General features: G+C 73.4%; 15 protein-coding genes. 2 read left to right on the forward strand and 13 right to left on the reverse strand.

Features of this window, described 5'->3' with window-relative positions; all coding sequences use genetic code 11:
* Window positions 1–68: 68 nt before the first annotated feature.
* From ABT232_RS08030 to ABT232_RS08070, 9 genes are all read right to left on the reverse strand, one after another.
* Window positions 69–1856 carry a GMC family oxidoreductase N-terminal domain-containing protein gene (locus ABT232_RS08030; protein WP_351837494.1) on the reverse strand — a complete coding sequence of 596 codons (1788 nt, stop codon included), beginning with the start codon at window positions 1854–1856 and terminating at the stop codon, window positions 69–71.
* Window positions 1857–1903: 47 nt separating this feature from the next.
* A complete protein-coding gene (locus ABT232_RS08035; RefSeq protein WP_351837497.1) occupies window positions 1904–3523 on the reverse strand; it encodes a succinic semialdehyde dehydrogenase in 1620 nt (539 codons plus the stop codon).
* Between the two features lie 143 nt (window positions 3524–3666).
* On the reverse strand, window positions 3667–5769 hold the full coding sequence (locus tag ABT232_RS08040) for a serine/threonine-protein kinase (protein ID WP_351837499.1): 2103 nt from the start codon (window positions 5767–5769) through the stop codon (window positions 3667–3669).
* 65 nt (window positions 5770–5834) lie between these two features.
* Complete coding sequence (locus ABT232_RS08045) at window positions 5835–7541, reverse strand: serine/threonine-protein kinase (RefSeq protein ID WP_351837501.1); 1707 nt, start codon at window positions 7539–7541, stop codon at window positions 5835–5837.
* An 81-nt stretch (window positions 7542–7622) separates the two neighbouring features.
* Window positions 7623–8723 carry a serine/threonine-protein kinase gene (locus ABT232_RS08050; RefSeq protein WP_351837504.1) on the reverse strand — a complete coding sequence of 367 codons (1101 nt, stop codon included), beginning with the start codon at window positions 8721–8723 and terminating at the stop codon, window positions 7623–7625.
* A gap of 278 nt (window positions 8724–9001) precedes the next feature.
* Window positions 9002–10648 (reverse strand): serine/threonine-protein kinase, encoded by a 1647-nt coding sequence (locus tag ABT232_RS08055; protein ID WP_351837979.1) that lies wholly within the window; start codon window positions 10646–10648, stop codon window positions 9002–9004.
* A gap of 189 nt (window positions 10649–10837) precedes the next feature.
* The gene (locus ABT232_RS08060) at window positions 10838–13489 is read right to left on the reverse strand and encodes a serine/threonine kinase C-terminal domain-containing protein (protein WP_351837507.1); all 2652 of its coding nucleotides are present in this window, start codon (window positions 13487–13489) and stop codon (window positions 10838–10840) included.
* A gap of 167 nt (window positions 13490–13656) precedes the next feature.
* Window positions 13657–15672, reverse strand: coding sequence for a protein kinase domain-containing protein (locus tag ABT232_RS08065; RefSeq protein ID WP_351837982.1), 2016 nt, complete (start codon window positions 15670–15672; stop codon window positions 13657–13659).
* Between the two features lie 281 nt (window positions 15673–15953).
* A complete protein-coding gene (locus ABT232_RS08070; RefSeq protein ID WP_351837510.1) occupies window positions 15954–17660 on the reverse strand; it encodes a glycerol-3-phosphate dehydrogenase/oxidase in 1707 nt (568 codons plus the stop codon).
* A 272-nt stretch (window positions 17661–17932) separates the two neighbouring features.
* On the opposite strand from ABT232_RS08070, the gene ABT232_RS08075 reads away from it, so the two are divergent.
* Both ABT232_RS08075 and ABT232_RS08080 read left to right on the forward strand, forming a co-directional pair.
* Window positions 17933–19141, forward strand: a complete 1209-nt coding sequence (locus ABT232_RS08075; protein WP_351837513.1) for a nucleotide sugar dehydrogenase — start codon at window positions 17933–17935, stop codon at window positions 19139–19141.
* Between the two features lie 128 nt (window positions 19142–19269).
* Window positions 19270–19776: a hypothetical protein gene (locus tag ABT232_RS08080; RefSeq protein ID WP_351837515.1), complete on the forward strand. Its 507-nt coding sequence runs from the start codon at window positions 19270–19272 to the stop codon at window positions 19774–19776.
* Window positions 19777–19843: 67 nt separating this feature from the next.
* Here ABT232_RS08080 and ABT232_RS08085 read toward each other — a convergent pair whose 3' ends face one another.
* The 4 genes from ABT232_RS08085 to ABT232_RS08100 form a co-directional block, all read right to left on the reverse strand.
* Window positions 19844–20968 (reverse strand): GuaB3 family IMP dehydrogenase-related protein, encoded by a 1125-nt coding sequence (locus ABT232_RS08085; protein WP_351837518.1) that lies wholly within the window; start codon window positions 20966–20968, stop codon window positions 19844–19846.
* Between the two features lie 106 nt (window positions 20969–21074).
* Complete coding sequence (gene guaB / locus ABT232_RS08090; protein ID WP_351837521.1) at window positions 21075–22580, reverse strand: IMP dehydrogenase; 1506 nt, start codon at window positions 22578–22580, stop codon at window positions 21075–21077.
* Window positions 22581–22747: 167 nt separating this feature from the next.
* Complete coding sequence (locus ABT232_RS08095; protein ID WP_351837524.1) at window positions 22748–23335, reverse strand: sigma-70 family RNA polymerase sigma factor; 588 nt, start codon at window positions 23333–23335, stop codon at window positions 22748–22750.
* 840 nt (window positions 23336–24175) lie between these two features.
* On the reverse strand, window positions 24176–24787 hold the full coding sequence (locus ABT232_RS08100) for a response regulator transcription factor (protein ID WP_003948568.1): 612 nt from the start codon (window positions 24785–24787) through the stop codon (window positions 24176–24178).
* Between the last annotated feature and the right edge of the window lie 140 nt (window positions 24788–24927).

Below are 24927 nucleotides of genomic sequence, written 5' to 3' on the forward strand. Positions count from 1 at the left end.
GAGGGGGGCGCAGGTCCTTCTTCATGTCCGCCGTCGGCTCGATTCGCGTCCGTACGGCCTCCGCCTGGCTATACGGCGGTCTCCTTCTTCGGTGGTACCGCCGGCATGCCCAGGAACGGCAGCCGCAGCGCGCCGAACGCCTCCGCCGGCACGGCCGGCTGCTGCGGCTCGACCGGCTTCAGACGCTCGTACGCCGCTCCCTGCCGCGGGCGTGGGTCGGCCTCGCCCTTGTTGGGCCAGAACGACATCGCCCGCTCGGCCTGCGCGGTGATCGTCAGCGACGGGTTGACGCCGAGGTTCGCCGAGACGGCGGCACCGTCGACGACCGAGATGCCCGGGTGGCCGTAGAGCCGGTGGTACGGGTCGATGACGCCGCTCTCGGGGGAGTCGCCGATCGGGCAGCCGCCGAGGAAGTGGGCGGTGAGCGGGGTGCCCATCAGCTCGCCGACGTTGGATCCGGCGAAGCCGTTGATCGAGGCCGCGAGCGCAGAGGCACCCTCGGAGGCGGCCTTGATCTGCTTGGGGTTGGGGGCGCCGTGGCCCTGGCGCGCGGTGAGCAGGCCCTTGCCGACGCCGGCCGGCTTCAGATACGTCGTCAGGGAGTTGTCCAGCGACTGCATCACCAGGCCGATGATCGTCTTCTCCGACCAGCGGCGGTTGGACAGCGAGCGCATCATCTGCACCGGGTGGCGGACGGCGTTGCCGAGCCAGGCCAGGACGCGGGAGGAGCCTTCGGCGTAGGGGACCTGGAGGATCGACAGGCCTCCCATCGAGTTGGAGCCCTTGCCGTAGCGCACCGGTTCGATGTGGGTGCTGTCGTCCGGGTGGATCGAGGAGGTGATGGCGACCCCGCGGGTGAAGTCGGGCTTCGTCCCGCCGCTGACCTTGCGGTAGCGCCGGTCGGTGGTCTGGGCGCCCACCAGGGCCTCGGAGTTGGTGCGGGTCAGCATGCCGAGGCGGTCGGATATGTGCGGCAGCCGGCCGTCGGCCTTCATACGGTGCAGGAGGGTCTGGGTGCCGTAGGTGCCGGCCGCGAGGACGACCTTGCGGGCGGTGAAGACGCGGCCCTCGCCCTTCTTCTGGTTGTCGGTGGGCAGGGTGGCGATCGCGTAGCCGCCCCGGGAGTCGTCGGTGACGGAGACGACCGTGGTCATCGGGTGGACGACCGCGCCCGCCTTCTCCGCGAGGTGGAGGTAGTTCTCGTTGAGGGTGTTCTTGGCGCCGTGCCGGCAGCCGGTCATGCACTCGCCGCACTCGGCGCAGGCCCGGCGGGCGGGTCCGGCGCCGCCGAAGTACGGGTCGGGGGCCTCCTGGCCGGGCTCGGCCGTCACCGATCCGTCGGCGTCCTTGCCGTCGCCGAAGAACACGCCGACCGGCGCCATGTGGAAGGTGCCGCCCACGCCCATGCGCTCGGCGGCGTCCTTCAGGTGCACGTCGGAGGGGGTCATCGTCGGGTTGAGGCGGACGCCGAGCATGCGCTGGGCCTGGTCGTAGTACGGCCGCAGCTCGTCCTGCCAGTCGGTGATGTCCCGCCACTGGGGGTCCAGGAAGAACGGTTTGGGCGGGACGTAGAGCGTGTTGGCGTAGTTGAGGGAGCCGCCGCCCACGCCCGCGCCTGCCAGGACCATGACATTCCCGAGCAGATGGATGCGCTGGAGGCCGTACATGCCGAGCTTCGGCGCCCAGAGGTAGTTCTTCAGGTCCCACGAGTTCCTGGGCAGGGTGTCGCGGGTGAAGCGGCGGCCGGCTTCGAGCACACCGACCTTGTAACCCTTCTCGGTCAGGCGCAGGGCGGTGACGGAACCGCCGAAGCCGGAGCCGACGACGATGACGTCGTAGTCGTAGTCGTTTGGCACGTGCTCTCCTCGTCGAGAACCCTCGGACTGCCGGATGGGACCGGGCTCTAGCGGAACCGGAACGCCTTCATCAGGCGCAGGCTGCGGCTCATGAAGGCCGCGTACTTCTCGTCGTCCATGCCGAGCGACGGCGCCATCGGCAGCAGCCGCTGCTGGGCCACCGTCTGGGCCTCGGTGTACTTGAGGATGCCCTCGGAGCCGTGGCGGCGGCCGAGACCGGAGTCCTTCATGCCGCCCATCGGCGACTGGACGCTGCCGTACGCCGGCGCGTAACCCTCGTTGACGTTGACCGTGCCGGTGCGCAGCCGGGCGGCGACGGCGCGGCCACGGCGGGCGTCCTTCGTCCACACCGAGGAGTTCAGGCCGTACGGCGTGGAGTTGGCGTGGGCGATCGCCTCGTCCTCGGTGCGGAAGCGGTAGAGGGAGACGACCGGGCCGAAGGTCTCCTCGGCGCACACCGCCATGGGCTCGGTCACACCGTCGAGGATGGTCGGCTCGTAGAAGTACGGGCCGACGTCCGGGCGGGCCACGCCTCCGGCGAGCACCTTCGCGCCCTTGGCCACGGCCTCCTCGACATGCCGCTTGACGGTCTCCAGCTGGCGCTCGCCGACCAGCGAGCCCATGTCGGCGCCGTACGCCAGGGACGTGCCGAGCCGCATGGCCCGGGTGCGGGCGGCGAAGCGCTCGGCGAAGGCGTCGGCGACGGACTCGTGGACGTACAGCCGCTCGATGGAGATGCACAGCTGGCCCGCGGAGGAGAAGCAGGCGCGGACGGCGCCCGCCGCGGCCTTGTCGATGTCGGCGTCCGCCAGGACCAGCATGGCGTTCTTGCCGCCGAGTTCGAGGGAGACGCCGACCAGGCGGGCGGCGGCGCCCTGCGCGACCTCGCGGCCGGTGCGGGTGGAGCCGGTGAAGGAGACGTAGTCGGCGTGCCTGACGACCTCGGGGCCGACGACCGGGCCCTCGCCGAGGACGACCTGGAAGACCTCGGCGGGCAGACCGGCCTCGATCAGCAGGTCACGGGCCCACAGTGCGGTGAGGCAGGTCTCCGTGTCCGGCTTCATCACGACCGCGTTGCCCGCGACGAACGCCGGCAGCGCGTCGCCGACCGACAGCTCCAGCGGGTAGTTCCAGGGGGCGATCTGACCGACGACACCGCGCGGGTGGCGCAGTTCGGTGACCTTGGTGAGGGTCGGGACGGCGCCGGCGTGCCGCTTCGGACGCAGGTAGGACGGCGCCTTGCGGCCGTAGTGGCGGGCGGCGACGGCGACGGCCTGCACCTCCTCGTGGGCGTGCAGCCTGGCCTTGCCGGTCTCCAGCTGGATCAGGTCCAGCACCTCGCCCTGGCGTTCGAGCACCAGATCGTGGAAGCGGAGCAGGACGGCCGCGCGGTCGCGCACCGGCGTGCGCTCCCACACCGCCTGCGCGGCGCGGGCCGCCTGGAAGGCCTTCTCCACGTCCTCGGGCGTCGACTCGGGCAGGTCGGCCAGCTTCTCGCCGGTGAACGGCGTGTGGTTGGCGGTCCGCCCGGAGCCGACCACACCCTTGGTGAGCTGGGCGATGAGCTCGGGGGTGACGACGTCCGCGGCGGTGCGGACACCCTCCGGGGCGGGGGCGACGGGGTTGGTGCCGGAAGCGGCCTTCTCAGGAGCCTGCGCGTCGGTCATGAGCCGCAGGGTATGCCGCGGCGAACGCTTTGTGTACCCGTCGGTAATAGGGATTCACCGAGCGCACACATCCCGCCAGTGATCACTGGCGAGAAAGGGCCTGATCAGGGCGTGTTCAGCCGACCGGGACGCCTTACGGCCGATCAGGACGCGGTGATCTCAAGCCGGTCCAGGGCGCCCTGGAAGACGGCCGTCCCCTCCTTCTCATGCGCCGCGCCCTCGGGCATCTCGACGCGCAGCTCGTACATCCGGCCGCCGTCGGTGCGGGCGAACACCTCGACGACCCGGTACCGCAGACCCTCCTCGCCGTAGGTGCTGTCGGACCGTACGGCGTCCCAGCCGTTGAGCGTGGTGGAGCTGTACCGCGTGCGGGCGTTGCCGTAGAACTCGAAGGTCGCCGCGTGCTGTTTCGCCTGGCTCAGAGGGGTGCCCGGTGCCCTGTCCCACTGGGTGAGGCGGACCTGGACGGAACCGGCGGCGTACTCGACCACGCGGGGCTGGTAGTCGGCGTTGCCCTGGCGGGCGAACTCCTGGTACTCCGGCGGGAGCGCGAGGGTCGCGGCCATGGCCTTCTCCGGGTGCGCGATCCAGCCGCCGAGGGCTTGGGTGGAGCCGGGCTCGGGGGCGGTCGGGTCTTCGGCCGAGCCGCCGGTCGGCTTGTCGGTGGGGTTGTCGGCCGAGCCACCGGTCGTGCGGTCGGTGTTGCGGTCGGTCGCGGTGTTCTGCGGGCTTCCCGTGTCGGTCGTGACCGTGCCGTTGGCCGTGCCGCCGCCGGCATGACCGTCCGCGCCGCCGTCCGGGCCGGTCAGCGACACGACGCCGAACCAGGCGGCACCGGCGAGCAGACCGCCGACGAGGGCGAGGGGCGCGGGCCGGCGGTGGAGCGGGCGCCGTGCGGCAGGACGCCCCAGGACGAACCCCGGCTCGACCGCGCCGTCCGATGGCGCGGGGACCGCCCCACCGCCCGCCGACCCGGAGGCCGCCCCACCGTCCGCCGACCCGGAGGCCACCCCGCCGCCAGCCGACCCGGAGGCCGCCCCACCGCCCGAAAGCCCGGAGACGGCGCCGCCCGCCGACCCGGAGGCCACCCCGCCGCCAGCCGACCCGGAGGCCACTCCGCCCGCCGGCCCGGCGGCCACGTCGCCCGAGAACCCCTCACCCGACACCTCGGCCACCGTGTCGCCCGACGACTCAAAGACCCCGTCACCCGCCTGCCGCGGCAGCGCGCCGCGCGACGGCTTCGCGGTGCCGGCCCGGGTGCCGGGCACGGTGTCCGCCTGCGCGTCGACTCCGGAACGGGGCGGCCCCAGCCGCACCGTCCCGACGTCGTCCCCGAACTCCGCGAGGGCGGCGGCGTCCTGCGGTGCCGGGTCCTCCGCCGCCGGCCACTGCTCCGGCTCGGCACCGCGCGCGACCGCCTCCAGCGCCGCCGCGGCCTCCTCGGCGTCCGCGCGCGGGGCGGGGTCCTTCTCCAGCAGCCTCACGAGCAGCGGGCCGAGGGCGCCGGCCCGCTGCGGCTCGGGCACGTCCGTGGTCAGGATCGCGGCGAGCGTCGACTCCACGGTCGTACGGCGGAACGGGGACCAGCCCTCCACGGCGGCGTAGAGCAGGACGCCCAGGGACCACAGGTCGGAGGCCGGGCCCGCGCGCCGGCCCGACATCCGCTCCGGGGCGACGAACTCCAGCGAGCCGACGAACTCGCCGCTGACGGTGAGGGTCTCCTCGCCCTGGACGTGGGCGATGCCGAAGTCGGTGAGGACGACGCGGCCGGTGCGCGCTTCGATGAGCACGTTGGCGGGCTTCACATCGCGGTGCACGATCCCGGCGGCGTGGGCGGCGCGCAGCGCTCCGAGGACCGCGAGGCCGACGCGGGCGGCCTCGGCGGGCTCCAGGGGGCCGCCGCGGAGCACCTCGTGCAGGGACTGGCCGCGGACCAGTTCCATGACGATCCACGGCAGTCCGTCCTCCTCGACGACGTCGTGGACGGAGACGGCGCAGGGGTGGTCGACCCGGGCGGCGGAGCGGGCCTCACGGTAGAGGCGGTGTGCGGCCCGGCGGTACGCCTCGTCCTCGGGATCGCCGGGCAGCCGCGGCTGTTTGACGGCGACATCGCGGCCCACGACGTCGTCGTGGGCGCGCCAGACGGTGCCCATCCCGCCGGACCCGATCCGTTCGATCAGCCGGTAGCGCCCGCCGACCACTCGTGCGCTGTCAGCGCTGTACTGGTGTTCGCCCCCGCCGCTCATGCCCCATGCCTACCGTGCGCCGGGCCCTACTGTCGAAACAGCGCTCCCGCAACCGGTCCGCGCCCTCAGAGCTCGTCGATGGCCAGCCCGGCGATGGCCTGCTGCGCCACCTCCCGGCCGCGCTTGGTGAAGTCGCCCTTGCCCGGGTAGCTGACGATGAGTTTGTACATGTCGCCGCCCTTGGTCCTGTAGTAGAAGATCCGCACCTCGCGGGGGCGGGGGTTCTCGGTGTCGGTGGTCTTGTAGGTGATCGTGTTCTCGGCGGCCTGCCTGCCCTGGTAGGTGGCCCCGTCGTCCGGCCGGGTCTCCGGGTTCTCCGGCATGCCGAGGTCGTAGTCGCCGGACGCCTTGAACTCGGCCTCGTCGTCGTACATCTCGGCCTCGGCGGAGCCCGCGATCTCGTTGCCCGTGTCCTCGGCCTTCGGGTCGAGGGTGAGGCTGAACCAGACGCTGCCGCTCGGGTCGGAGTACGTCACCCAGTGGTCCTCGTCGGTCTCGTCGGGCTCGCTGCGCACATAGCCGTCGGGCACCGTCAGGGTGGCGCCGAGCGCCTTCTCCTGCTGGGTCCGCCAGCCGTCCGGCAGCGGACCCGCGAACGGGTCGGCGATCACCACGTACGCCGCCACCGCCACCGCGACGACCGCCGCGGCGACCGACACTCCCAGCCGGATCAGCGTCCTGCGGCTGATGCGGATCCCGTCGGCGGCCCCGGTCCCTGCCCCTGCCTCGGCGCCTCCGACGGGCACCACCTGCGTCGGCGCGGACACCGGCGCCGGCGCGGGCGGGTTGGCGGCGGCCTCCAGCAGGGCGCGGACGCGCGCGGCGCCGGGCCGGTGCGCCGGGTCCTTCTGGAGCAGGCCGTTGATGACCTCGGCGAGCGGGCCCTGCGCGGAGGCGGGCGGCGCGGGTGTGGCGTTGAGGACGGACTGGAGGGTGGCCGGGGTGTTGCTGCGGCGGAACGGGGAGACGCCCTCGGTCGCCGCGTACAGCACCACACCCAGCGACCACAGGTCGGCGGCCGGGCCGGGCCGCTGGCCCAGCACCCGCTCCGGGGCGATGTACTCGGGCGAGCCGACGAAGCCGCCGGTGTCGGTCAGGTTGGTCTCGCCCTCGATCTGGGCGATGCCGAAGTCGGTGAGCACCACGCGGTCGTGGCGGCCGAGCATGACGTTGTCCGGCTTGACGTCGCGGTGCAGGACGCCGGCCGCGTGGGCGGCCTCCAGCGCGCCGAGCACCTCCAGGCCGATCCGGGCGGCCTCGCGGGCGCCGAGGGTGCCCTCCCGCAGGACGTCGCCGAGGGAGCGTCCCTGGACCAGCTCCATCACGATCCACGGCCGGCCGTCGACGACGGCCACGTCGTGCACGTTGACGACGGCCGGATGGTCCAGCCTGGCCGCGGCGCGCGCCTCGCGGCGCATCCGTTCGAAGGCGTTGGCGCGTTCGCGTTCGGGAAGGTGATCCGGAACGCGCGGCTCCTTGACGGCGACCTCGCGGTCCACGGTCTCGTCCTTGGCCCGCCACACCGTGCCCATACCGCCGTGTCCGAGCTTGGCGAGCAGCCGGTAACGTCCCGCGATCAGGCGTCCGGTGCCGGGATCGGGCGCGGCGGGCGGCACGGGCGGGGCGGGCTGCTGCGGCGGGACGACCCGCGCGGGTGTCGCGTACGGGTTGCCCGGGTGCGGTACGCCGACGGGCGGGTTCGGGTTCGGCGGTTGCAGTCCGAAACTCGTCGGCTCGTCAGCCCCGTAGCGGGCTCCCCCGTTGTTGCTCATGCGTTCATGCATATCGCGCCGAGCGCTCGCGCATCCACTGCGCGGGCGGCGCAGTCACAGAGCCGTGACCGACGACGCCGCTTATCTCCCGTTCGTCCGGGTGTCCGGTGACACCGACGACGTGACGGTGGCCGTCACCGTCACGCTGGGCGCCGGAGTCGTCGTCTGAGTCGTCGTCGGCACCCCGCCGCCGCCCTCGCCGCCACCGGTCATCAGCAGCGCCGCCGCGGACACCCCGGCCGCCGCCATCGCGGCGACCAGCAGCGCGGTCACCAGCTTGTCGCGCGGGGTGCGTCCGGACCGGCGTACCAGCGACAGCGGTGCCGGCACCGGCGGTGCCGGCATCCGGCCCGTCTCGCGGAAGGCCCGCAGCATCCACTCGGCCTGCGCCGCGTCCAGCCGTCGCTCCGGCTCGCGCTCCAGCAGCCCCGCCACGACCGGCAGCAGCGGCCCGGCCCGCTCGGGCGGGCGGATCTCGCCGGACACCACGGCGTGCAGGACGCCGCCCAGGGTGTCCCGGTGGAAGGGAGAACGCCCGGTGAGCGCCGTGCACAGCAGGACGCCCAGCGACCACAGGTCGGAGGCCGGACCGGTGCCGGCGCCGGACATCCGCTCCGGCGCGGTGTACTCGGGCGAGCCGACGAAGGAACCGGACTCGGTGAGGGTCGTGGAGCCCGGCACCTGGGCCACACCGAAGTCGGTGAGGACGACCCGTCCGGTGCCCGCCTCGATGAGCACATTGGCCGGCTTGAGATCCCGGTGCAGGACCCCGGCGGCGTGCGCGGTGCGCAGCGCGCCCAGCAGCCCGACACCGATCCGGGCGGCCTCGTACGCGTCGACCGGCCCGTGGGCCGCGATCCGCTCGGCGAGGGAGCCGCCGTCGATCCACTCCATGACGATGTACGGGCGGTCCTCGTGGACGACTACGTCGTGGACCACGATGACGTGCGGATGGTTCAGCCGGGCGACCGCGCGGGCCTCGCGCAGGATGCGGTCGCACTGGCGCCGGGCCTCCTCCGGGGAGAGGGAGGTGTCCTGGGCGATCTCCTTGACCGCCACCCGGCGCCGCAGCAGCTGATCGGTGGCCTGCCAGACGACGCCCATGCCGCCGCGGCCGAGCAACGCCTCCAGCCGGTAACGCCCGGCGATGACCCGGCCGTTCGCCACCCCCTCGGTCCCCATGCGCCCATGATGCCCCAGCCGGAGGAGCCGCCTCCGGGGGGAAAGACGCAGGTTGGCCGACAACCGACGGTCCGTCAGGCGCCTTCGAGCCACGAACTCCGAGCCGCGAGCCGGGACGTTCGAGCGCCGACGTTCGGGCCAGGAACTTCGAGCGCCGACGTTCGGGCCGGGAACTTCGAGCGCCGACGTCCGGGCCGGGGCCTTGGAGCGCGGACGTTCGAGCCTGGACCTCAGAGCGCCGACGTTCGGGCCGGGACCTACGGGTCGTGGCCGTCGCGTCAGGTGTGGTCCGGCCGCCAGCTCCGCAGCACGGTGGCGAACTGCGCCCTGGTGGTCTCCCAGTCCGACGCCGGGCCGGCCATGTAGATCGCGTACTCCACGCCGTCGCGGGTGAAGTACATCTGGTCGATGGCGCGGCGCGGTCCGACGTACGTGCCGGGGTCGCTCTCCAGCGCGGTCCAGGTGTACTCCCACAAGGAGCCCTTACGGTCCCGGTAGACGTTCTCCTCCAGGGAGACGCGCTGGTACTGGGCGAGCCCTCCGACCTGCTGCTCCAGATCGTTCATGTGCTCGTGGGCGTCGTCGAAGTCGGAGGACAGGTCCACGCCGATGCGCAGCAGGTGCACTCCGCCGTCGGGCGAGTAGTCGACCTGGGTCAGATCGCCGTCGGAGCTGTACCCGCTGGCCTTCCAGTCCGCGCTGGGCACGGAGAGGCCGAAACCCGCCGCGTGGTCGACGCGTACCCAGGTGTCGGGGAGGGGCGTGTCGGGGCTCTCGGAGCCGCCGTTGCCGTTGTCGCCGCCGCCATTGCCCTTGCCGCCGCCGTCGCTGCCGGAGGGGTCCGGCGTCGGGTCCGGCGAGGCGGAGGCGGAGACGCCGTTCCGCGCGTCGGTGCCGCTCCCGCCGCCCCAGGTCTGCCACGCCGCCGCGGCACCGCCGCCGACGACCGCGGCGAAGGCGACGACCAGGGCGAGAGTCCGCAGCCGACGGCGCCGGGGCGCGGGCGGTGCGGGCACCGGGCCGCCCGGCCGCGTGTGGGCGCGGGTGTCCCGGGCGGTCGGGCGGTGCTGCGCGGGGCGCGGCGCGCCGTACGCCGGCGCGACGTGCGGCAGGCGTCCCTCGGCCGCCTCGGTGAGCAGCCGCTCGGCCTCGGCGGAGTCGGGCCGGGTGGCGGGGTCCTTGCGCAGCAGTGCGGCGATGACGGGCGTGAGCGGTCCGGCGTGGCGCGGCTCGCCGGGCTCCTCCTCGACGACGGCCTGCATGGTGGACAGCGGTGAGGTGCGGCGGAACGGCGAGTTGCCCTCGACCGCCGTGTACAGCGCCGCGCCGAGCGCCCACAGGTCGGAGGCGGGTCCCGGATCGTGGCCGCGGACGCGCTCCGGGGCGAGGTAGTCCACCGAGCCGACGACCTCGCCGGTGCGGGTGATGGTCGTGTCGCCCTCGATCTGCGCGATGCCGAAGTCGGTGAGCAGCACCCGGCCGTCGTGGGCGAGCAGGACGTTGCCGGGTTTGACGTCGCGGTGCAGGACACCGGCGGTGTGCGCGGCGCGCAGCGCGCGCAGCACCCACAGGCCGATCCGGGCGGCCTCGGCCGGTTCCACCCGGCCGTCCGCCTTGACCGCGTCGGCGAGCGAGCGGCCCTCGACCAGTTCCATCACGATCCACGGCCGTCCGTCGTGTTCGAGGACGTCGTGGACGGTGACGACGGCGGAGTGGTTGATCCGGGCGGCCGCGCGCGCCTCGGCACGGGTGCGGGCCAGCAGCACGGCCCGGTCGCTCTCGGAGACGTAGAGCGCCGCGGTCAGTTCCTTGATGGCGACCGACCGGTGCAGCACCTCATCGTGGGCACGCCAGACCCGGCCCATACCACCGCTGCCGATGGTGTCGTTGAGCCGGTAGCGGCCACCGAGGAGCAGGCCCTGCATCTGATACACGTTTCCCCGCAATGTTCTTGACAGGGTCAGCGTAAGGACCGGCCTCGCTCCGGGGAACCGTGACGGCGGCTCGGAGACCGCACTGTGACGGTTTTCGCTTTCGGCAACCGGCGGGAACCGAACGGCAAACCCCCGCAAACGCGAGGGGAAACGGCCGTCCGATGCCGGATGCGCGGACGATCAGCCGGTGAACTGGTAGGTCGCCGAGGCCTGTTCGTACAGCCGGGTCACCTCGTCGCGCTCGGAGTCCGGTCCGCGCACCTGGAGTACGTGGTACCGCCCGTCCACGAGGATCGCGAGGTTGCGCACGAACAGTTCGCCGCCGGACTGGCCGGTCCAGGTGAACTGCCCCTCCGCCATGAGGCGTCCGCCGATCTGGATCGACTTCAGCCCGGTCGCGGTGGCCCAGCTCGACTCCCGGTAGGGCCGCAGCTCCGGCTCGCTCTCGCGCTGGTAGGCCATCGGGTCGTCGCCGTACTCCTCCGCGGTGTCCCGGCCGGGGACGACGATCAGCTCGAAGTCGCCCTTGCCGTAGACGACCTGACCGCTGCCGTTCTTCGGGGTGCGCTGCCAGCCCTCGGCCACCGCGACCTTGAAGCCCTCCTGGTCGGTACGGAGCGTGAAGCCGTCGCCTGCCTCCGGTCCTGTGCTCTGGGTCTGCGTCGAGTCCGCCGAGCCGGAGGGGCCGCCGGTGGTGGGCGTGACCTGCTCGGGCCGGGGTTCGCTGCTCGCGTCCGGTGATCCCGCGGGCGGCGCCTGGCTCACCTGCCCGGCCGCGCCGGTCCGCTCGACGCCGTCCGCGCCGCCGCTCTCGTCGGCCTTCGGCATGAACAGCATCGCGTACGCGACCGCCGCGCCCAGGCCGAGCAGCACGAACAGCAGCAGCGCACGGCCCAGACTGCGCGGTGAGCGCTCCTTCTCCCGGTCCCGCTTGTGCCGTCCGTGGTGCACCGGCAGCCCGGCCCGCCGCCTGCGCACCAGCTCGCCCCGGCGGCGTACGACCGGCAGCCGGCCGGTGTCGGCGGGCGGCACGGCGACGACGTGCACCCCGGCCTCCGGCTCGGGCGCCGAGCGCACCAGCGAGCGCAGCCAGCCGCGCAGATCCTCGAAGTCCAGGCGCTCGGTGGGGTCCTGACGCAGCAGCGACTCCACCACCGGGCGCAGCGGGCCGCACTCCTCGGCGAAGGCGGGCGGTTCGGCGCACACCATCTGCACCAGTTCGGCCGTCGACTCCTCCGGGTACGGCGCGTGTCCCTGGACGGCGCGGAACAGCAGCGCGCCCAGCGCCCACAGGTCGGTCGCGGGGCCGATGGGCGCCGCGAGCTGCCAGTTCTCGTGCACCGGGCCGGCCTGCTCGGGCGCCCAGCGCTCGGTCACCGGGCCGACCACCGCCATCCGCGCCTGCCGCGCCCGCTCGGCGGCGAGCGCGGTGCCCGGCCCGCGCCGCGCGGGCGCACCGGCCACCGGTTCGTCCCAGCCGCCGTCCTGTCCCGGACCGCCCGCGACCGCGCCGGACGGCAGGGCGGTACGGCCCTGCGGAGCCGGCGCCGGGACGCCTTGCCGGGGGGCGGGCGGCTGCGGGAGGCCGGTGTTGTACGGCTGCCCGTAGGGGGCCGTCCGCCTGCCGCCGGGCTGGTCGTAGGCCTGCGTCTCACCCTCGGCCTGGCCTCGGCCGGGGCCCGGGGTGCGCGGGGACGCGCCGTGCCAGCCGGTCGCGCGGACGCCGTAGGGGTCGGCGATCTGGCCGGGCGGGGTGCTGCCGGTGCCGGAGGGGGTCCCGGCGGTGCGCGGGGTGCCGGGCGCGTAGGGCCGGCCCTGCGCCGCCGCGGGTCCGCTGTCGCCGTCGGGGGCGGGCCGGGCGCCGGGCAGCGCGGCGCGGCCGCTCTGCTGGGCCTCCTGGACCCGGGCCGCGGCGCGCGCTCCGGCGCGGTACGCGGCGATCGCCCCGGCGCGCGCGGCCCGGATGTCGCCGCCGCTCTCCGGTGCCCGCCGGGCCGGTACTCCGGCGCCGCCCGAGGGGCTGCCGCCGCCGGCCGGGTCGGCGCTCGGCAGCGCTCCGGCCGCCCGCGCCTCGATCGCGGCCCGCCGCGCCGCCTCGGGGTCGACGCCCGTGCCGGTGGCGCCGCCCGCCGGGCCGCCGTGGCCCGCGGGCGCGGGCGGACCGGTCCAGCCGGGGCCGGCGGGGCCGGCGCTGTCGTCGGTGTCCTCCGCGGGCACCGGGTCGTACCCGCACAGCGCCTCTTCCGCGGCGCCGACCGCGAGCCCGGTCAGCATGACCCGGCCGTCGTCGCAGACGAGCACCGTGCGGGCGGTGATGTTGCGGTGCACCCAGCCGTGCGCGTGCAGCACCCGCAGCGCCATGAGGACGTCGGAGGCGACCTCGGCCGCCCGGTACGGCGTCAGCGGCTTCTCGGCGAGCAGCGCCGCCAGCGGGCGGGCCGGGACCAGTTCACTCACTATCCACAGCGAGCCGCCCTCGGCGAACACGTCGAAGACCTGGTCCAGCCGTGGATGGTCGGGGATGCGGGCGGCGGCCTGTGCGGCCTCCACCGCGCGGCGCACCGCGGGATCGGCCGGCCGCCGCGCTCCGGCGCCGGAGCGGCCCGCCGCGGGCCGGCGCGCCCCGCGGTCACGGGCCGTGAAGCCCTCGGGGAGCCCTTCGGCGTCCAGCACCTCCGCCTCGACGATCTCCGGCAACGGCACCTGGCGGACCAGGACTTCCTGGCCGCTGTAGGTGTCGAAGGCGCGGGTCTCGGTGAGTTCGTACTCGTCGGCGGGGGGCAGGGGCAGGCGGTAGCGGTCGGCGAGGACCCGTCCGGCATAGTCGTCCACGTTGCCTCCCCCGGCCGCCCTGCTGGTCAATTCCGTTCGTCCGGCGTCCCGTTCCGGAAATGCCGGTTCCGGATGCGTACGGTTCGCAGGCACTCACGATACGTGCCGGAGGCAACCCGCACCGAGGGGATGCGAGATCTCACGTCACCGACCGGGCCGCGGCCCGGTCACTCCTTCGGTTCGAAGGTCTTCGTGAGCGTCCGCCAGGTGGTCCTGCGCTGCTCGCTGTCCCACTTGGCGGCCTTCGCCGTGTACATCAACGCGTAGCCCTGGTCGTCGTCCACGACGAAGCCGCGGTCGATGGTCCGGTACCCGGTTCCGCCGTCGGTATAGGTGAATTCCCAGTCGGCCGTGTTCCAGCCGCGGTAGTCCACCTTCTCTATACGGATCCGGTCGTACTGCGAGCGCGTCATGTAGCCCTCCTGGCGCTCCCAGTCGGCGACCGGGTCGTCCTTGGGCGTGGTGGTCCAGCCGATGAGCAGCTTCTGCCCGTCGGGGCCGGTGAACCGGTCGCCGGCGGCGTCCGACGACTGGTACTTCCAGCCCTCGGGGAGGCCTATCGAGTAGCCCTGCCTGCCCTGGTGCGTCGAGTCGACGTCGAGGTCGTCGTCCTGGCCCGTGCCCTTGCCGGAGTCGTCGCCGGACCCGCTCTCCTCGCCGGAGCCGTCCGCGCCCGCCTCGCCCTCGGACGCGTCGGCGCTCGGGGTGCCCTCCGGTGTCGAGCCGGCCGACGCGGAGCCGGTCGCCGCGCCGTCCGTGTGGACGCCGTCGCTGGGATCGTCCTTGGGGTCGGCGCCGGAACTCGCCCCGGTCGTCGCCTTGTTCCCGCCCTGCGACTGGTCGGAGCCGTCGTCGCCGCCGAGCGTGAGGGCCAGGACGACGCCGAGGACGGCGACGACCACGGCCACCGCGATGATCACCAGCGTCCGCCGGGGCACCACGTCGGTGAGGGGTGCCCGGGGCACGGGCCGCGGCGGCAGGTCCGCCGGCGGGGTCATCACGGGCCAGCCCGAGGAACCGCGGGCGCCGCCGCCGTTCGCCGTGCCGGAGGTGCCCGGCGCGTCCGAGGGCGAGGCCGCGGTCGAGGAGACCGCCGCGGAGGCCGCCGACGGCGAGGCCGCCGCGGGCGAGGTGCCGGGTGTCGCGGCCGGGTCGCCGGCCGGCTTGCCGCGGGTCGCCGCCGAGGTCGCCGAGCCCGCCGCGGCCTTGCGCGCGGAGCGCAGGGCGCCACGCAGCCGGTCGACCGGGGCGTCCGGCTGGACCGGCAGCGGGACCAGCTTGGTGGCGTCCTGCGGCTCCGGCCCGGTCTCCTTGGTGTCGGGGGCGTTGATGACCGCCTTGAGCATCGCGCGGGCGCCCGCGTCGTCGAGCCGCTGGGCGGGGTCCTTGCTGAGCAGGCCGTAGATGACGTCCCGCAGCGGGCCCGCGTTCTTCGGCTCCTCCAGGGGCTCGGTCATCACCGCGGTGAGCGTGGCGATCGCGGAGCCCTTGTCGTACGGCGGGGTGCCCTCGACCGCGGCGTACAGCAGGCCGCCGAGGGACCACAGGTCGGCCGCGGGGCCGGGCTTGTGGCCGCGGGCGCGCTCCGGGGAGATGTAGGAGGGGGCGCCGACGAGCATGCCGGTGGAGGTGATCGAGGGGTCGCCCTCGACCTGGGCGATGCCGAAGTCGGTGAGCACGACCCGGCCGTCGTCGGCGATGAGCACGTTGGACGGCTTCACATCGCGGTGCAGGATGCCCTCGCGGTGCGCGGAGCGCAGGACGTCGAGGATGGCGAGGCCGACCTCGGCCGCGCGCCGGGGCTCCAGCAGGCCGTCCTCGCGGATGACCTCGGCGAGCGACTTGCCCTCGACGAGCTCCATCACGATCCACGGCCGGTCGTCCTCGTCGACCACGTCGTAGACCGTCACCGCGCTGGTGTTGCGGATCCGCGCGATGGCTTTCGCCTCGCGCAGTGTGCGCGTGATCAGCCGGCGCTTCTCGTCCTCGTCGATGTTCGACGGGAACCGCAGCTCCTTGACGGCGACCGTCCGGCCCAGGGTCTCGTCCTGGGCGCGCCAGACCGTGCCCATGCCGCCCCGGCCGAGCACGTCTCCCAGCCGGTACCGCCCGGCGAGGAGACGCTCGCTGTTGTCCTGACGAGTGTCCTGACGGGATGTCCCCGCCCGCTCCGCCTCCGACATGCGTCCCCTCATGCAACCCGCCCTGACAGAGGCTCCATTGTCCCTCACCCGACAAGTGCCCGACGCCCAGGGTGGCTCCCCGCCCCACGCACCCCGGGGTTCTGTCCCCGCACCCGTAGAACGCGCCGGTTCCGAACAGAGATCCCGTTTCGCGCCACTCGTTCGAGTGAGATCCACGTGGGATCCAGGTGAGACCTGGCCGATAGACCCGCGCGACGTCCTGATGCGGCACCACGAGAGGCACTAAGGGGCCCGTGAGCATGGGGACTTGTGAGACCCGGTCACAGCGGCACGATGTCCGGCGCGCCCAGCCGTGCCGCGTCCGCCGTGAGGTCGTCCGGCTGGCGCTGGGACTCCCGTTCGGCCTGCACCCGCTTCTCGTAGTGCTCGACCTCGCGTTCGACGTGGTCCTTGTCCCAGCCCAGCACCGGCGCCATCAGCGCGGCGGCCTCGCGGGCGCAGCGGGTGCCCCGGTCGAAGGTCTCGATGGAGATACGGGTCCGCCGGGTCAGGACGTCGTCCAGGTGGCGGGCGCCCTCGTGCGAGGCGGCGTAGACGACCTCGGCGCGCAGATAGTCCTCGGCACCGGTCAGCGGCTCGCCGAGGGCGGGGTCGCCGGCGATGAGGTCGAACACCTCCTCGGCCAGCGAGCCGTACCGGTTCAACAGGTGCTCCACCCGCACCACATGGAGGCCGGTGCGCTGGGAGATGCGCGCCCGCGCGTTCCACAGCGCCCGGTAGCCCTCGGCGCCGAGCAGCGGGATGTCCTCGGTGACGCACTCGGCGACCCGCACGTCGAGCGCGTGCACCGCCTCGTCCACCGCGTCCTTGGCCATGACCCGGTACGTCGTGTACTTGCCGCCGGCCACCACGACCAGCCCCGGCACCGGGTGCGCGACGGTGTGTTCGCGGGAGAGCTTGCTGGTGGCGTCGGACTCGCCGGCCAGCAGCGGGCGCAGGCCCGCGTAGACCCCCTCGACGTCGTCCCGGGTGAGCGGGACCGCGAGGACGGAGTTGACGTGCTCCAGCAGATAGTCGATGTCGGCGCTGGAGGCGGCCGGGTGGGCCTTGTCGAGGTCCCAGTCGGTGTCGGTGGTGCCGACGATCCAATGCCGGCCCCAGGGGATGACGAACAGCACGGACTTCTCGGTGCGCAGGATCAGCCCGGTCGCGGAGTGGATGCGGTCCTTGGGCACGACGAGGTGGATGCCCTTGGAGGCCCGCACGTGGAACTGGCCGCGCTCGCCGACCATGGCCTGGGTGTCGTCGGTCCACACACCGGTGGCGTTGACGATCTGCCGGGCGCGGATCTCGTACTCCCCGCCGCCCTCGACGTCCCGCACGCGCGCGCCGACGACCCGTTCGCCCTCGCGCAGGAAGCCGGTGGCCCGGGCGCGGTTGGCGGCCTTCGCGCCGTAGGCCACGGCGGTGCGCACCAGGTTGGCGACGAAGCGGGCGTCGTCCATCTGGGCGTCGTAGTACTGAAGGGCGCCGACGAGCGCGTCCTTCTTCAGACAGGGGGCGACGCGCAGGGCGTGACGGCGGGTCAGGTGGCGGTGCATGGGCAGGCCGCGGCCGTGGCCGCGGGCCATCGACATGGCGTCGTAGAGCGCGACGCCGGAACCCGCGTACAGCCGCTCCCAGCCCTTGTGCTGGAGGGGGTAGAGGAACGGCACCGGCTTCACCAGGTGCGGGGCCAGCCGCTCCAGCAGCAGTCCGCGCTCCTTCAACGCCTCGCGGACGAGCGCGAAGTCGAGCATCTCCAGATAGCGCAGGCCGCCGTGGATCAGCTTGCTGGACCGGCTCGACGTGCCCGACGCCCAGTCGCGCGCCTCGACCAGGCCGGTGGACAGGCCGCGGGTGGCGGCGTCCAGCGCGGTGCCGGCACCGACCACTCCGGCGCCCACGACCAGGATGTCCAGTTCGCGCTCGGCCATCGATGCCAGTGACTCGGCGCGCTGCGCCGGTCCCAGGGTCCCTGTCCTCACCGCTGCCTCCCGCTCGTCGCGTCGCGTCGGCCGCACCCGTGGGGACAGCCCGGTTCGGTGCCCCTGCCCAAAGTCTGACCGCGATGCCCGACTTCAGCCACCACTCGCCCCCACCCTGTGGACAACACTCACGGAAACACTCACCGAAACTCGGGCGCCCAATCCCACAAATCGGTCATATTTACTCCTAGTCTGACATTGCGCTCGCCCATCCTGTCCACAGGGCTTGCGCACCTGTCCCGCTTCGGTTACTGGGAAGGACGGCCCACGCCATGCCCGCAGATCTCGCCGTCATCGGACTCGGCCCGCTCGGCCTGCCGCTGGCCCAGGCCGCCGTCGCCGCCGGCATCCCCACCGTCGGCTACAAGACGGGTCCGGAGCCCGCCTCCCTCAGCCCCGCCGAACTGCGCCGGATGCTCTCGGGGGGCTTCCGGCACGCCGTCGGCCCGGCCGACCTCGGCCGGGTGCGCACCGCGGTCATCTGCGCACCCACCCCGCGGGCCGCGGACGGCGGGCTCGACCTGAGCCAGGTGGAGGCGGCGGCCCGCACCCTGGCCGCGCGGCTGCGCCCGCACACCACGGTCATCCTGGAGTCGCCCGTGCTCCCGGGCACCACGGAGGAGTTCCTGCTCCCGCTGCTCGAGAAGGGCTCCCGGCTCCGCGCGGGCCGCGACTTCCACCTCGCCTACTCCCCCAGCCGGGTCGACCCCGGCAACCGCGGCTTCAGCCCGGCCAACACCCCCAAGGTGATCGGCGGCCTCACCCCCGCCTGCACCGAGTCGGCCGCCGCCTTCTACGGCCGGCTCACCGACAAGGTGGTCCGCGCGCGCGGGACGCGGGAGGCGGAGGCCGTGCAGCTGCTGGAGACCAACTACCGGCATGTGAACATCGCCCTGGTCAACGAGATGGCCGTGCTCTGCAACGACCTCGGCGTCGACCTGTGGGACGTGATCCGCTGCGCGGAGACCAAGCCGTTCGGCTTCCAGGCGTTCCGCCCAGGCCCCGGCGTCGGCGGCCACGCCGTGCCGCAGGACCTGACCGGCGGCGCGGGCCGCGGACTGCGCATGGTGGAACTGGCCCGGCAGGTCAACGACCAGATGCCGCGGTACGTCGTGCAGCGCGCGGCGACCCTGCTGAACGAGCACGGCAAGTCCGCCCGCGGGGCGCGGGTGCTGCTGCTCGGCGTCACCTACAAACCCGACCTCGGTGACCAGCAGGGCACTCCCGCGCGGGAGATCGCCGTACGGCTGATGGAGCTGGGCGCGGCGGTCAGCTACCACGACCCGCACGTGCCGTCCTGGAACGTCCTGGACCGTCCGGTGCCCCGCGCGGACTCCCTCTACGAGGCCGCCGCCGACGCGGACCTGACGATCCTGCTCCAGCAGCACCGGACGTACGACCTGCAGGGCCTGTCGGTGAAGGCGCAGCTGCTGCTGGACACCCGCGGGGCCACTCCGACGGGGGCCGCGCACCGGCTCTGAAGGGGCCCGGCCCGCCGCGGAAATCACTGGTGGCCGGATCCGGTCGGCCTGCTAACCTTCGGCGTCCTCGTCGCACAGTCGTGCGCAGACTCCGCTCGTCACACCCGTCCCGTGGGGGGATTCCTGTCATGACCCAGTCAGTTCCGCCGCAGCCGGCCGAAGGCAACCCGTTCGCCCAGAAGTCCGACGCCGTTCCCCCGGCCCCCGTTCCCCCGGCCCCCGTCGCCCCGGCCGGAGGCAACTTCGTCCTCGGCGTCGTGGTCGCCGTCGTGGTCGCCCTGGTCACCGCCGGTGTCTACGGCGCGATCGTCGGCGCCACCGAGTACGAGATCGGCTACGCGGCCGTCGGCGTCGGCTTCCTGGTCGGCTTCGCCGCCGGCAAGGTCGGCGGCGCCCACCCGGCGCTCCCGGTGATCAGCGCGGTCCTCTCACTGGGCGCGGTCTACGTGGGCCAGCTCATCGGCGTCGCCGTGCTCGGCGCGGACATCGCGGGCATCTCGGCCACGGAGATGTTCGTCGACCACTTCGACCTGGTCACCGAGGCCTGGAAGGAGACGGCCGACGCCATGACCTTCCTCTTCTTCGCGATCGGCGCCTTCGCGGCGTTCTCCGGCGCGAAGAAGGCGGCCGCCTGAGGCATCCCGGCAGCGCGAAGGGGCCCGTCCACCCGAGGTGGACGGGCCCCTTCGTCGTGAGTGCGGGTCAGCGGCGGTGCTGGGAGTCCGCGACCGTGACCTCGACGCGCTGGAACTCCTTGAGCTCGCTGTAGCCGGTGGTGGCCATGGCGCGGCGCAGGGCGCCGAAGAGGTTCATGGAGCCGTCGGGGGTGTGGGACGGGCCGGTGAGGATCTCCTCGACGGTGCCGACGGTGCCGAGGTCGACCTTCTGGCCGCGCGGCAGCTCCTCGTTCACGGCCTCCATGCCCCAGTGGTGGCCCTTGCCGGGCGCGTCGGTGCCGCGGGCCAGCGGGGAGCCCATCATGACCGCGTCGGCGCCGCAGGCGATCGCCTTGGGCAGGTCGCCGGACCAGCCGACACCGCCGTCCGCGATCACGTGCACGTACCGGCCGCCGGACTCGTCCATGTAGTCACGGCGGGCCGCCGCCACGTCGGCGACCGCCGTCGCCATCGGGACCTGGATGCCCAGCACGTTGCGCGTGGTGTGCGCGGCGCCGCCGCCGAAGCCGACCAGGACACCGGCCGCGCCGGTGCGCATCAGGTGCAGGGCCGCGGTGTAGGTGGCGCAGCCGCCGACGATCACCGGGACGTCCAGCTCGTAGATGAACTGCTTCAGGTTCAGCGGCTCGTGCGAACCGGAGACGTGCTCCGCCGACACCGTCGTACCGCGGATCACGAAGATGTCCACGCCGGCGTCCACGACGGCCTTGGAGAACTGCGCGGTGCGCTGCGGGGAGAGCGCGGCGGCGGTGACCACGCCCGAGTCGCGCACCTCCTTGATGCGCTGCCCGATCAGCTCCTCCTTGATCGGCGCCGCGTAGATCTCCTGGAGACGGCGGGTCGCCGCCTCGGCGGGCAGGCCGACGATCTCGTCCAGCAGCGGCTGCGGGTCCTCGTAGCGCGTCCACAGGCCTTCGAGGTTCAGCACCCCGAGGCCGCCCAGCTCGCCGATCCGGATCGCCGTGGCCGGCGAGACGACCGAGTCCATGGGGGCGGCCAGGAACGGCAGCTCGAAGCGGTAGGCGTCGATCTGCCAGGCGATCGAGACCTCCTTCGGGTCCCGCGTACGGCGGCTGGGGACGACGGCGATGTCGTCGAAGGCGTACGCCCGGCGGCCGCGCTTGCCGCGCCCGATCTCGATCTCAGTCACGTGTGTGGCCTTTCCCTGATGCGTTTCAGCGCCTTCCAGTATCCCCGACGGGCACGACAAGGGCGGCCCCGGAGCTCCCGGAGCCGCCCTCGGTACCGCCTGGTGCCTACTTGCGGCTGTAGTTCGGCGCCTCGACCGTCATCTGGATGTCGTGCGGGTGGCTCTCCTTGAGGCCCGCCGAGGTGATCCGGACGAAGCGGCCGTTCTCCTGGAGCTCCGGCACGGTCTGGCCGCCGACGTAGAACATCGACTGGCGCAGACCGCCCACCAGCTGGTGGACGACGGAGGCGAGCGGGCCGCGGTAGGGCACCTGGCCCTCGATGCCCTCGGGGATCAGCTGCTCGTCGGAGGCGACGCCCTCCTGGAAGTAGCGGTCCTTGGAGAACGACTTGCGGTCGCCGCGCGTCTGCATGGCGCCCAGCGAGCCCATGCCGCGGTACGACTTGAACTGCTTGCCGTTGATGAACATCAGCTCGCCCGGGGACTCCTCGCAGCCCGCGAGCAGCGAGCCCAGCATCACCGTGTCGGCGCCCGCGACCAGGGCCTTGGCGATGTCGCCGGAGTACTGCAGACCGCCGTCGCCGATGACCGGGACACCGGCCGCCCTGGCGGCGAGCGCGGCCTCGTAGATCGCGGTGACCTGCGGGACGCCGACGCCGGCGACCACGCGGGTGGTGCAGATGGAGCCGGGGCCGACACCGACCTTGATGCCGTCGGCGCCCGCGTCGACCAGCGCCTGGGCGCCGTCGCGGGTGGCGACGTTGCCGCCGATGACGTCGACGCCGGAGGAGTTCGACTTGATCTTGGCGATCATGTCGCCGACCAGACGGGAGTGGCCGTGCGCGGTGTCGACGACGATGAAGTCGACGCCCGCCTCGATCAGCGCCTGGGCACGCTCGAACGCGTCACCGGCGACACCGACCGCGGCGCCCACGATCAGCCGGCCCTCGGCGTCCTTGGCGGCGTTCGGGTACTTCTCGGCCTTGACGAAGTCCTTGACCGTGATCAGGCCCTTGAGGACGCCCGCGTCGTCGACCAGCGGCAGCTTCTCGATCTTGTGCTTGCGCAGCAGCTCGATGGCGTCCGCGCCGGAGATGCCGACCTTGCCGGTGACCAGCGGCATCGGCGTCATGACCTCGCGCACCCGGCGGTTGCGGTCGGTCTCGAAGGCCATGTCGCGGTTGGTGACGATGCCGAGCAGCTTCTTGTCGCCGTCGGTGACCGGGACACCGCTGATGCGGAACTTGGCGCACAGCGCGTCGGCCTCGCCGAGCGTGGCGTCCGGGTGGATGGTGATCGGGTCGGCCACCATGCCGGACTCGGAGCGCTTGACCAGGTCGACCTGGTTGGCCTGGTCCTCGATGGACAGATTGCGGTGCAGAACGCCGACGCCGCCCTGGCGGGCCATCGCGATCGCCATCCGCGATTCGGTGACCTTGTCCATGGCGGCGGACAGCAGCGGGATGTTGACCCGCACGTTCTTGGAGACGTACGAGGCGGTGTCGATCTCGTCGGGTGCCATGTCCGACGGGCCCGGCAGCAGCAGCACGTCGTCGTAGGTCAGCCCGAGTGTCGCGAATTTTCCGGGCACTCCGTCGACGTTGGCAGTCATGACACCTTCCCCAAATGGCCTTGATCGGTGCGGATGTCCATGCTAACGGGAGATGAACCCGTCTCATTCCACGGTAGGAGGCCACCTTCGGCTTCGTATGTTCGTACGGAAAGAGGACCGGGCCTGTTCATCACGGGCCGGTACGGGGCCGCTTCGCGGCTCTGGCCCTACTGCTCGGCGAGGGCGCGCAACCGGCTCAGGGCGCGGTGCTGCGCCACCCGGACCGCGCCGGGTGACATTCCCAACATCTGGCCCGTCTCCTCGGCGGTGAGCCCCACCGCGATGCGCAGCAGCAGCAGCTCGCGCTGGTTCTCCGGGAGGTTGGCCAGCAGTTTCTTGGCCCACTCGGCGTCGCTGCTGAGCAGCGCGCGCTCCTCGGGCCCGAGGGAGTCGTCGGGGCGCTCCGGCATCTCGTCGGAGGGGACCGCCGTCGAACCGGGGTGGCGCATCGCGGCCCGTTGCAGGTCGGCGACCTTGTGGGCGGCGATGGCGAAGACGAACGCCTCGAAGGGGCGGCCGGTGTCCTTGTAGCGGGGCAGGGCGAGGAGGACGGCGACGCAGACCTCCTGCGCGAGGTCCTCCACGAAGTGCCGGGCGTCGCCGGGCAGCCGGGACAACCGGGTGCGGCAGTAGCGCAGCGCGAGCGGATGGACGTGGGCCAGCAGGTCGTGCGTGGCCTGCTCGTCCCCGTCCACGGCGCGATGGACGAGCGCACCGATCGACCCGGGGGCAGTGACCGCCTCGTCGTCGCGCATCTGGCCATGGTGCCCTGCGGTCGCGCGATCCGCGGCACGGCCTCCGTTGTTGTGCACCGAAGCGTTATGAGCAGGTGCGCCGGAACTCATCCCCTGCGCCCTCCCCTTCCGCTCGACCGACTCGTCCCCGAGGAACTCCACACCTCAAGGATGCGGCATCCGCGGCGAAACGAGCAGCGGGCACCCGTGGGACGTCTGTGCCCACTCCGCCCGCGGTGCGCCGGCCGGCGGCGTCGGTGGACCCGCCGTGGGGCTGCGACCAGCGGCCTTCCGCGTCTTTCGCGGCGATCCGGGACGTGGATCGCCGTTCCCGTCGGTCCATCGCGCGGATGTCGGAATCCGCCGCTCGGAGCACGAGGAGAGCGGCCGTGTCGGCGGCGGGGCGCCGCGGGCGGACGTCTCGCGAGTTCCCGCGTCCGGGTGCGGCCACTGCCGGGACCCGGCCGCCGCACACCGCGGAGCACCGGCGGATCCGGAGCGAACCGGCGGCTGCGGCCCGAACCCACCGGGCGACCGCTTCCGGCGGGGCAAGGGCTCGCGGAAGACACCCGGCCGCTCTCACTCCGCGGTCGGCTCGTCCTCGTCCCGCGGTGCCACGTCCGGCTCGGGTCCGGTTCCGGCCTCCCGCCCCGCGCGGGCCGGCGTCGGTCGTCGACGCGCCCCAGCTCGCGGCAGGGCCGGCGCAGGGGGATGTCCCCATCGCGTCGACTCCCTCCTCCGCCTCACGGCCGGATACTCCAGCGCCGCCGGACCGCCCGCGCGGGGGTGGCGCCCCCGCTCGGCGGCTCGGCCGGGCGCCGCCGGCCAGGACCCGCCGTCGGTCCGGCCGGCCGTGGCGCCTCAGCGCACCAGACCCCAGCGGAAGCCGAGCGCCACCGCGTGAGCCCGGTCCGAGGCGCCGAGCTTCTTGAAGAGCCGCCGGGCGTGGGTCTTGACGGTGTCCTCGGAGAGGAACAGCTCGCGGCCGATCTCGGCGTTGGAGCGGCCGTGGCTCATGCCTTCGAGCACCTGGATCTCACGCGCGGTGAGGGTGGGCGCGGCGCCCATCTCGGCGGAGCGCAGCCGGCGCGGGGCGAGTCGCCAGGTGGGGTCGGCGAGGGCCTGCGTCACGGTGGCCCGCAGCTCCGCGCGGGATGCGTCCTTGTGCAGATAGCCGCGGGCTCCGGCGGCGACCGCGAGGGCCACGCCGTCCAGGTCCTCGGCGACGGTGAGCATGATGATGCGCGCACCGGGGTCGGCGGACAGCAGTCGCCGCACGGTCTCGACGCCGCCCAGACCGGGCATGCGTACGTCCATCAGAATCAGGTCCGAGCGGTCGGCACCCCAGCGGCGGAGGACTTCCTCGCCGTTGGCCGCCGTCGTCACGCGCTCCACACCGGGCACGGTCGCGACCGCGCGGCGAAGCGCCTCTCGGGCAAGCGGGGAGTCGTCGCAGACGAGGACGGAAGTCATGGCCGCCCTCCGCAGCTGATGCGCGTCACCTTGAGCCTCCAGGCTGGTACGAAATCGTCACCTGTGCGGTCGACCGTCTCGGACGCCTGCCCGAGCGCTTGTGTTTTCAACCGCCTCCGCCCTCTCAACGATGGTCACTC

Source organism: Streptomyces sp. NPDC001532 (assembly GCF_040298625.1).
In the GTDB taxonomy this organism is placed as follows: domain Bacteria; phylum Actinomycetota; class Actinomycetes; order Streptomycetales; family Streptomycetaceae; genus Streptomyces.